Source organism: Polaromonas sp. A23 (assembly GCF_002001015.1).
In the GTDB taxonomy this organism is placed as follows: Bacteria; Pseudomonadota; Gammaproteobacteria; order Burkholderiales; family Burkholderiaceae_C; genus Polaromonas.
This window is the reverse complement of the sequence record NZ_MUNO01000010.1, coordinates 82,189-92,194: the sequence shown is the minus strand read 5'-3', so window position 1 is coordinate 92,194 and position 10,006 is coordinate 82,189. Positions and strand designations below refer to the sequence as shown.

General features: G+C 59.0%; 8 protein-coding genes. 1 reads left to right on the top strand and 7 read right to left on the bottom strand.

Annotated elements, in window-relative coordinates; genetic code table 11:
• Positions 1–46: 46 nt before the first annotated feature.
• Both B0B52_RS04735 and B0B52_RS04730 read right to left on the bottom strand, forming a co-directional pair.
• Positions 47–1,948 (bottom strand): LapD/MoxY N-terminal periplasmic domain-containing protein, encoded by a 1,902-nt coding sequence (locus B0B52_RS04735; RefSeq protein ID WP_077592467.1) that lies wholly within the window; start codon positions 1,946–1,948, stop codon positions 47–49.
• Between the two features lie 47 nt (positions 1,949–1,995).
• On the bottom strand, positions 1,996–2,658 hold the full coding sequence (locus B0B52_RS04730) for a transglutaminase-like cysteine peptidase (RefSeq protein WP_254425641.1): 663 nt from the start codon (positions 2,656–2,658) through the stop codon (positions 1,996–1,998).
• A gap of 374 nt (positions 2,659–3,032) precedes the next feature.
• On the opposite strand from B0B52_RS04730, the gene B0B52_RS04725 reads away from it, so the two are divergent.
• Positions 3,033–5,150: a TolC family outer membrane protein gene (locus B0B52_RS04725; protein ID WP_077592466.1), complete on the top strand. Its 2,118-nt coding sequence runs from the start codon at positions 3,033–3,035 to the stop codon at positions 5,148–5,150.
• Between the two features lie 91 nt (positions 5,151–5,241).
• Here the strand turns inward: B0B52_RS04725 and B0B52_RS04720 are convergent, their stop codons facing one another.
• The 5 genes from B0B52_RS04720 to B0B52_RS04700 all read right to left on the bottom strand — a co-directional run bounded on the left by B0B52_RS04720 (position 5,242) and on the right by B0B52_RS04700 (position 10,005).
• Entirely contained in the window at positions 5,242–6,213 is a 972-nt protein-coding gene (locus B0B52_RS04720; protein ID WP_077592465.1) for a response regulator, read from the bottom strand.
• Positions 6,214–6,381: 168 nt separating this feature from the next.
• On the bottom strand, positions 6,382–6,777 hold the full coding sequence (locus tag B0B52_RS04715) for a RidA family protein (protein ID WP_077592464.1): 396 nt from the start codon (positions 6,775–6,777) through the stop codon (positions 6,382–6,384).
• The gene (locus B0B52_RS04710; protein ID WP_077592463.1) at positions 6,774–7,217 is read right to left on the bottom strand and encodes a thioesterase family protein; all 444 of its coding nucleotides are present in this window, start codon (positions 7,215–7,217) and stop codon (positions 6,774–6,776) included. The genes B0B52_RS04715 and B0B52_RS04710 overlap by 4 nt, the downstream gene beginning before the upstream one ends.
• The gene (locus B0B52_RS04705) at positions 7,214–8,839 is read right to left on the bottom strand and encodes an AMP-binding protein (protein ID WP_077592462.1); all 1,626 of its coding nucleotides are present in this window, start codon (positions 8,837–8,839) and stop codon (positions 7,214–7,216) included. The genes B0B52_RS04710 and B0B52_RS04705 overlap by 4 nt, the downstream gene beginning before the upstream one ends.
• Positions 8,836–10,005 carry an acyl-CoA dehydrogenase family protein gene (locus tag B0B52_RS04700; protein ID WP_077592461.1) on the bottom strand — a complete coding sequence of 390 codons (1,170 nt, stop codon included), beginning with the start codon at positions 10,003–10,005 and terminating at the stop codon, positions 8,836–8,838. Before B0B52_RS04700 ends, B0B52_RS04705 begins: the two co-directional genes overlap by 4 nt.
• Position 10,006 lies beyond the last annotated feature (1 nt).

The window sequence follows — 10,006 nt, the reverse complement described above, 5'->3', positions numbered from 1 at the left end:
ACAGTCGTCGGATCGGAAAGATTCGACGGCTGTTTCGCAACTACTTTCAACCAGGCTCTCTAACGGCCGGTCCGGACGCACCATCGAACCCCGCGCTTTCAAGAGCCACCAGCTCCGCCCGGTCAATCACACCTTCGGCAAAAACCAGGGTGCCCATTTTGTGCGCAATGGCAGACAGACTCTGGAGGAAGATCTGGTTGTCAGTGCTGTATTGCAATCCCCGGACAAGGCTGGAATCGATCTTGAGGAAGTCGAGCCCGAAGTCATGCAGCGCGCTGACCTGATTGAAATGGCGGCCAAAGTTTTCGAGGCCAACCTTGCTTCCAGCGGTTCGAATTGAAATTGCCAGCTCACGGAACCCTTCGATGTTTCGGGCTACGGTTGCTTCGGGCACCTCCAGCCAAAGGCGGTTGGCAATATCCCGATTTTTCCCTGTTAGCTCCAGCAATTGAGCTTGAAAATTCTTTTCGTCAACCGTGTCTCCCAGCAGGCTCACGGCCAGGCCCGGCAGGTCGGGGTCGACTCGCATTTTTTCAAATGCGAGTCGAATGGCTGAAAGATTCATTAGTGGGAGCAGATGGAATTTGTCGGCGATCTGAAGGAAGTGCCTGACGGGTTGCCATACTTCCGTGCCATCAAGCATCAGTTCCATGGCGCATTCGTGATGGACAAGTTTTCCTTGCATGTCCAGAACTGGGACAAGCAACTGGCGGACCCGGCCCTCATTGATTGCGGACTTGAGCAACTCGACGGTTTTTTCATCGTCCTCAATTGCAGTTTTGGTGGTGGCCTCACGAATGGAGTTGCCGCTTGATGTTTCCGCTGCAATCAATGCACTTGAGGCTTCTGCCATCAGTCCTGCCATGTCCTGACCATGCTTGAGCCTGCTCATGCCGATACAGACATTCAGGGGTTGACCAGCCAGGCTGTCCGCTGACAATGAAGAGAGCAACTCGTTTGCCGTCTCGCGGGCATCGACTCTCGCCGGGACCAGCAAGGCAAAGTCAAACTCACCGATGCGAGCCGCTACGCCGTCGGTTTGAACGGCATGACGATTCAGGGCTTCTGCAAAGCTTTTAAGAAGGGCATTGGCAGCGCTTGCATCAAGTTGCCGATTGAGTCTGGAAAGATCCGAAGCGCGGACCAATAGCAGGGTGCTGCCTACCGCTTCTTCACGGTCTAAAGAGTCCAGCAATTGAACCAGGAAGAAAGTCCGGTTTGCCAGACCAGTCAAGGGGTCGTAATTGGCCGCAATCCGCAGGACTTCCAGGCGCTGTGCCTCCTCCGCAAACATGCTTTTGAGGCGCGTGACCGTGCTGTTCATGGCGATTGCGAGCCGGCGTAGTTCCGGCACATCCGGAACATCTATCACTACGAATCTACGTTCGCTGATGTCGGTCGCCTGTTTGATGACGCGTTGCAATGGCTCATGCAAACGCCGAAGTGTCATAACTCCGAGGATGCCGCCTACCAAACCTGACAGGCTCAGTGCGATCACCAGCTGCATAGCACTTTCCCATAGCGCCAGATGGGCAAAACGGCTGTCGCTGACGAGTGTCAGGGTGCCGAGCTGATTCCATCCGTTGCTGATTTGCGCCTTCCCGGGCGTGGCGTCCAGGGGAAGTGCCTTGACGAACCACTCCGGAACTGCGCCAGTTTTTACCGGCGCCACGCGTTCGACGATGATCTTTCCCAGCGGATCGGCAACGCGTATCAGTTCGTAGTGGCCGCTGTCAAAAAGGGCAGACACCGTCAGCTCCACCATGACAGCGTCTGCATTTTGCTGACTTAGTGCCAAGGCCAGTACAGTCGCGTTGTCGGTATTTTTTGAGCTCAGCTGCTCAGACAGGTAGTTGCGAGCATTCAACGTGGACGCAAGCAAGCTGCCCAGTAGCGCCAGCAGGGTGCTGAGAATGATTGCAAGCCACATTTGGCGGTACATCGACATGGAAGATTCCCCTCGGAACGGTTCTTTATAGCGGTTTCTAAACGGATTCAATCAAAGCCTTCGGCACGCGCGCGTCTGAGCAACTCCTGCCAGCGCGACAGATTGGCAGGTCCTCCGGCCCCCCGGGCGCCTGAGGCCCCCTGCCAGAGCCCCTGGCTGTTAAAGCTGAAAACAGGCTGAAGGTCTGCGCGGCGTGAAGCGGGCTGCAGGTCATTGATCAGGTTGTCGAGAATCAGGGGTTCTACATCCGGAGCCGTGTAATAGGCCAGGACCATATGAGCTTGCGTGATGCTGCTGTTGGCCCCGCCAAGACGGGCCTGTACATAGATCAGGCGCAATTTTTCGTCGGGAACGTTGAGCAGCAGCAGGGTGAAGTACTTTGCAATTGCAAAATCCTCGCAATCGCCAGCGCCTCGGCCCAGGGTTTCCATGGGGGTGGCCCAGTAGTCGCTTTGTCCCCAGACCGACTGGTCATCCCGGAACTTGACTTGGCGATTGAAGAAGTCGTTGACTTGCCGGAGCTTGGCAGGAGCCGCTTGATCGGCGTTGTCCTGAAGTAGCTTTTGCCAGTCGCGAAAAGAGCCTTGGCTTGCCGGACCAAAGCGCTGTGCCAGGACGGCTTGCATCCGGTCAAAATCAACCGCGGCGACCTTGAGTGCACCAACGAAGACCAACAGAGCGACCAGGAAGGCCTTTGAAAAGTGCTTCAAGTGTTTCGTTTTTGCCGCAATGGCGGATTTGCCCCGGGATATTAATTGCTCTTCCGAATTCCCTGCGTTAACATGAAAATGTCTATATAAAACAGTAACTACCTGTGATTTGTTAACCTGAATTCGAATAATTTCAACAGGTCAGATCAGCAGTTGACGCCTCCCGTGCCGATATGTACAGCTGGGTTTCCCCGCAGCGAGAGTAAAAAGATGTCCGAAAAGCCACCAAAAAGCTTTGCTCTGTCGATGGCGGCGTCGATTGCCCGTGTCCCATGCTTTCGCAGTGTAACGGCCACACTGTTGGTCGCATGAGCTTGCGAGAGCCTATGTCTGTTCCTCATATCCCTTGCGCGCACAACGCCCGGGCGCGACGCATGACAAATCCCCCCTGTTTTTTGCTTCACTCCCTGGCGCTATGTACCGCTCTGGTTGTCTCGGCTCCTTCTTTTGCGCAGGCAACCAAGCCACTGGCCCTTAAAGAGGCGGTGCAGAACGCTGTTTTGAACAATCCGGAGGTGCTTGCGCGCTGGCATACCCTCAAGGCGGCAGATGGCGAGCGTGGCGTCAGTGCAGGGGGATTTTTCCCCAAGGTCGATCTGGCCGCTGGCAGTGGCGTCGAGCGGCGCAATGCTGCGACCGTTGCGAGCACCCACTTCGACAGAAGCTCAACTTCCTTAACCATCACCCAGTTGCTTTACGACGGTTTTGCCACGCGCAACGACGTCAAGCGTCTGGATCACGCGCGTCTGGTGCGTCTTTTTGAGTTTTTTGATACGTCCGAGAGCGTGGCGCTTGAAGCTGTCCGTGCATATTACGACGTCCTGCGGTATCGGGAACTTGTGCGCCTCGCTGAGGAGAATTTTGTTCAGCACCGTTCGGTTTTCAACCAAACGGAGCGCCGGGTCAAGGCGCGGGTGGCACGTGCCGTGGATCTGGAGCAGATTTCCGCACGGTTGGCATTGGCGGAAGCCAACCTGCTGACGGAAACCTCCAATTTGCATGACACCACGGCACGTTTTCAGCGCGTCGTGGGCTTGATGCCGGCCGCTGAAATGCCTCTGCCGCCAGCACTCACGCAGAATATTCCGACCGATGCCACCATTGCCCTGCGAGAGGCACAGCAGCGCAACGGTGCCTTGCGCGCTTCGATTGAAAATGTGCGCTCTTCCAATGCCGCGTTGGCTTCCCGTAGCGGTGCTTACCAGCCACGCTTCGACCTGCGTCTGCGCCGGGATCAGGGCAACAATCTCAATGGCATTCCCGGCAGTTCCGACACCACTGTGGCGGAGGTGGTCATGAGCTGGAACCTGTTCAACGGATTGAGCGACAGGGCGCGGCAGCGCCAGTTTGCCGAACAGCTCAATGTGGCCAAGGACCTGCGCGACAAGACTTGCCGGGATATTCGGCAAACGTTGCTGATTGCGTACAACGATGCGCGCAAGCTCAAGGAGCAGCTGGGTTACCTCGATCAGAACAAGGTGTCTGTCGAGAAGGCGCGCAATGCCTACCGCCAGCAATTTGACATTGGCCAGCGTACTTTGCTGGATTTGCTCGACACAGAAAATGAACTGTTCCAGGCGCGGCGCGCGGTGGCAAACGCCGAGCAGGATCTCAACATTGCTTACGCCAGGACGCACGCGGGCCTAGGTACCTTGCTCGGTGCCCTTGAGTTGTCAAAAATCGAAACCGATGCAGTTCCTGGACAGGATCAATGGAACGAAGGCGAGGACGCATCGCAGCACTGCCCGCCCGAACCTGTAGCGGTGTACGTGGTTGACAAGGGCGCATTGCTTCTGCGTGCTGAGGAGCTGGTCAAGCGGAACGCGTTGCTCAATGCGCGGGAGCGTGCCGTGCAAGAGGTGCTGACACCGGGCGGAATACCATTTTCTCCAGGCGGCGAAACGGCGCCGGCATCCCCACCCGGCTCTGCGCCGGCTCCGGCCGCACCTTCGAGCAGATCTGGCGGCACTGAGCCCCAGCAATCTCTTGAGAAACAGACGGCTCTGATCAATGCCCGCGAGAAAGCGGCGCGTCAGGCCACTGCATTGCCTCTTGCATCCCAGGTTGCGGTAGCTCCCAAACCGGCGACCGTGGTTTCTGCTGCGCCTTCTGGCACCTTGCCTGAAGCAGCGAGCGGCGACGATCTCAACAGGGCACTGGAAGGCTGGCGCGCTGCATGGTCCCGGCGTGATGTAGACGCCTACCTTGGGTTTTACGCGCCTGGTTTTACGCCGTCCGCAGATAGTGACCGCAACGCCTGGAGGGAAAAGCGCAAGGCTGTTCTGGGGCGCGCGGTGGATATTGCGGTTGACGTGAGCGAAGTGTCGGTGACGAAGACCGATGCAACTCATGCATCGACAACGTTCAGGCAGACCTATCGGTCCGCCAGTTACCGTGACGTCGTGACCAAAACGCTGCAGTGGGTGCGAGTGGATGACCGTTGGTTGATCATGCGTGAGAGCTCGGTTACGCCGGCAGCCGGTATCCAGTAACGCGGGTTTCAGGCGCCGCACTTGTGCAGACGTTCAACCGCCTTGTAGCGTCCCTCAATCTTCAGCCGGCTTGACGCTGACCGGGGCCGACTCAACGCAGGTCGCTATTGGCGGCTATCCGGTCCAGCTCGTCAAACACCTTGTCAAAGTCCACCGGCTTGGTCCAGTAGCCCACAAACCCCGCCTGTTCCGCAAGCACCTTGTGCTCCGGCTGAGTGTCTGCCGAACACATGTACGCTGGTGTGGCCTGCAGGCCAGGCACGCTACGTATACGTTTGAGCAGATCAATGCCATGCGTGTCCGGCAGGCGGCCATCAAGAACCAGCACGTCCGGCAACCAGGTGGTGGCCACTTCATAGCCCTGAGCACCGTTTTGCGCCATGCGAACATCCACGTCCTCGCGGGTTCGCATCACGTCGTCAAACAGCATCAGGTTGTACATGTTGTCCTCGACATACAGCACCCGCATTTTTCGCTGCGGACCGTCACTGGCTGCCTTGGGGGCAGTGAGGGGGGCGGTAAGACTTCCCGCCGGGTTGGTCTGTCCCGCGACCGTCTGTTCCCAATAGCCGTCAGTGGACACCTGGTCCAGCGCCCGGCACAGGCGGGCTGACTGGATGAGGGCAGCTTCCACACGTTTGCGCTCCGTCACGTCCAGACTCATTTCAACGTAAACCAGCGCGCGGCCCTGGGTATCGGTTTCGGCGTAAAGCAGCGAATGTACGTCTACCAGCCCGCCATCAGGACGGATGACGCGGTAGTCAAGCTCGATGGCGCCGGGGGTCTTGCGTAGCTGGTCGCGAGCACGGACCAGCAGGTCCAGATCGTCCGGGTAGACCAGGTTCATGGCGAATTCCAGCGTAATGGGCGAGCCCACGGGACTGACACCAAACATCTGGTAGGTGCGGGCGTTCCACTTGAGCTGTTGCGTTTCGAGATGAAAAACGCTCTGGGCGACGCCCGTTGTTTCCATCAACTGCCGCTGCATCCTCCGCTGGGCCTCGGCCAGACCGAATTCCGGATCTGGCGGGACTTGTCTGAAACCGGACGTGTTGTCAGCCATGTGATGCGGTCCTGGTCAAGATCGGTCGGGTGGGGGTCATGGAAATCTCCAAATACATTGACACCGGAAGTCAGGTCATCTTAAGCCAGAAGACCTGTCAGGTCCATGGTGAGCTCACCCGGCGAGCCTCCCGGCCGCATCCAAAAGGCGTCAGATGATGACCACACTTCAGTCCGGCAAAACGGCCGTGACTTCAATTTCAATGCGGGCCCGCTCTTCCACCAGGGCGGCCACTTCAACGCAGGTCATGGCGGGAAAGTTTTTCCCCATCACCTCACGGTAAACCGCGCCCAGTTCCTTGAGGCGCTCAATGTATTCCACCCTGTCCACCACGTACCAGGTCATCCGCACCATATGCTCCGGTCCAGCGCCACCTGCCCTCAGCACAGCCAGGATGTTTTGCAGGGCCTGGCGGGTTTGGGCGATGAAGTCGTCGCTCTCAAACTGCTGCTGGGCATTCCAGCCGATTTGTCCGCCCACAAAAATCATGGCCCCTTTGGCTATCACGCCGTTGGCATATCCCTTGGGCGCCGTCCAGCCGGGTGGTTGCAGTAGTTTCATCATGGTTCTTCTTTCGATTTTGTTTCAAGGTAAGGCATCAGCGCCTGACGCAGTCCATCCGGGATGCCCAGCACCTTCCCGTTGGGTATTTCTGAGCAGACCACCACGCTGTTTGCGCGAAGTTTAAGGCCCTGGCCCTTATCTGTCGGGCGCGGATAGCTATGAATTTCATAGTGCATGCCAATGCTGGCATTGCCCAGCCGGGTCAGATTAAGGCTGATGTCGATCTCGTCGCCATAACGGCACATGCCGAGAAACTCGGTTTTCAGGTCCACGATGGGCACGCCCAGGCCGGCGGCTATCAATGTGTGTTCGGGATGGCCGATGTGTGCCAGAAAGTCTTCCTGAGCCTCATGCAGCAAGTAGAAGTACTGGGGATAAAAAACAATGCCGGCCGGGTCGCAATGATGAAACCGGATTTGCTTCCTGGTCTCGAATTTCATGGTTGCCGCAGCCTGAAGCGCTGGAGCTTGCCGGTCTCGGTACGCGGCAGGTTTTCCACAAATTCAATCTGGCGCGGGTACTTGAAGGGGGCCAGCGTCGATTTCACATGGTCCTGCAACAGCCGGGTCATCTCTGCATCCGCCGGTTGGCCGGGTTTGAGCACGATAAAGGCCTTGACGACCATGCCACGCTCTTCGTCGGGTACACCGATCACGCCGCATTCGGCCACCGCAGGGTGCTTGAGCAGCGCGTCTTCAACCTCGGGGCCGCCCACGTTGTAGCCCGAGGTGATGATCATGTCGTCGGCCCGGGCCTGAAAGAAAAAGTATCCGTCGGCATCCTGCAGAAAGGCGTCACCGGGGTAATTCCAGCCGCCTTTCACATACTTGAGTTGGCGATCATCGGCCAGGTAGCGGCAGCCGGTGGGGCCGATCACGGCGAGTTTGCCAACCGTACCGCGCGGCAGTTCTTTACCATCGTCTCCCACCACTTTTGCGGTATAGCCCGGCACCACCTTGCCGATGGCTCCGCGGCGTACATCCTGCTGTGCCGCGGAGATGAAGATGTGAAACATCTCGGTGGCACCGATGCCATCGGTCATTTCGATACCGGTGGCGTCTTTCCAGAGCTGACGGGTGGCATCCGGCAGGCCTTCGCCGGCACTGACGCAGGTGCGCAGGGTGGGCACGCCATGTTGCTTCGCAAAACCTGCCATCTGGCGGTAGAACGTGGGCGCGGTGTAGCAAATAGTGGCGCCGACCTCATTGATGAGCTTGACCATGGCTTCCGGGGTGTAAGGGATGCCCGGGTAATAAACCGAGGCTCCCGCCCACATCGGGAAGATGAGCATGCCGCCCAAGCCGAAGGTAAACGCCAGCGGCGGCGAGCCCATCACGACATCCTCGGGCCTGGCCTTGAGCACATGGCGCGGCCAGGCTTCGCATGCGGCGAGCACGTCACGGTGCGTGTGCACGGCAGCTTTGGGGGTGCCGGTGGTGCCCGAGGTGAAGGCCATCATGGCAATGTCGTCTGCGGAAGTGCGACAGAGCGCGAAGTGGCCGTCCTTGGTTGCGGCCATCACAGCCAGGGAACCCGGCTCATTCAGGTTGAACGGAACAATCGTTTGAAGGGCCGGATTCAACGCTTGTGCAGTTTGCAACTCGGCCAGCAGGCCGGCGTCGCACAGCGCCACGGTGGCTTGCGATTTGTGGATGATCTCGCCGAGTTCCTTGGCGCGCAGCAATGGCATGGTAGCCACCGCCACCAGTCCGGCCTTGACGACGCTCAGCCAGGCCAGCGCCATGCCGATGGTGTTGCCGCCGCGCAGCAACACGCGGTTGCCGGGGACAAGCCCCAGGTCTTGCGTGAGGACCTGGGCAATCCTGCTGACGCGTTCGCTGGCGTCGGCGTAGCTCAGGGTAATCCTGTCGGAACGTAAAAAGGGCCGGTCCGACAGGCCGCGTTCTTCAATACGCCCGAACAGTACATCAACCAGATTCACCTGCGCCGGAATCTGCAGCTCCGGCAGGTCGTAACGCATCTGAGGCCATTGGTCCTGCGGTGGCAAGCGGTCGTGGACGAAGCGGTCTGTCTGGACGGAAGGGTGTGTTTGAGAACTCATGATTGCAGTACTGCCTTGCCGATGATCAGTTGCTGGACTTCGGTCGCACCTTCATAGATTCGCAGTGAACGAATGTCGCGGTACAGGCTTTCCACCTTGGTGCCCACTTTGACGCCGAGGCCACCATGCATCTGCAGGGCCATGTCGATCACGCGCTGGGCGTTTTCGGTAGCCGTCATCTTGGCCATCGCCGCTTCAGCGGTGACGCGTTTGCCTGCACCGCTGGCCTCGCTGTCGTCGCGCAACCAGGCAGCGCGGTAAGTCAGCAGCGCGGCGGCGTCGATCAGTGCTGCCATTTCACCGATCTTGGCTTGCGTCAACTGGAAGTCGGCCAAGGTCTGGCCGAACATCTTGCGCTCGCGCGAAAACCGGACGGCTTCAAACAGCGCGCGCCTTGCCATGCCCAGCGCCGCCGCCGCGACCGATGCACGGAAAATGTCCAGCGTCTGCATCGCCAGCTTGAAACCGCCGTTGAGCGCACCCAGCTGTGCCGAGTCGGGTACCCGGCAGTGCGCAAACTTGAGGGTTGCCAGCGGGTGCGGTGCCATTACCGCAATGTGTTCGCTGCTGTCCAGCCCGGGGGTACTTGCGTCGACGATGAAGGCCGTGATTCCACGTGTGCCGGCTTCGCGATCGGTTTTGGCGAAGGTCACGTAAAAATCTGCGATGTCGCCATTGCTGATCCAGGTTTTGCTGCCGTCGAGGGCCCAGCCACCATCCACCGCATCGGCGCTGGTGGTCATGGCGCCGGCGTCGGAGCCGGCATCGGGTTCGCTCAGTGCGAAGGCCGCAATCTTGTCGCCGCGCGCCACGGCGGGCAGGTAGGCCGCTTGCTGCGTAGGTGTGCCGGCCAGGGTGATGGCACCGCTGCCCAGGCCTTGCATTGCAAAAGCGAAATCGGCCAAAGGGGAATGAAAGGCCAGGGTTTCGCGCAGGATCACCAGCGCGCGGGAGTCGAGTTTTTCCATGGCCCCGCCTGCACTGGCAGGCACGCAGTAACGCAGCCAGCCAGCATTGCCGAGCAGGCGCACCCACTCTTTGCAGGCGCGGCGATCGTCGCTTTCGTCTACCTGCTGCGCGGGCGTCCAGGCTGCGAGTTGCTCGCCGAGTGCGCGATGCGCTTCGTCAAAAAAAGGCAGAGCCAGGTGCGTAGTGGAGGCTTTCATA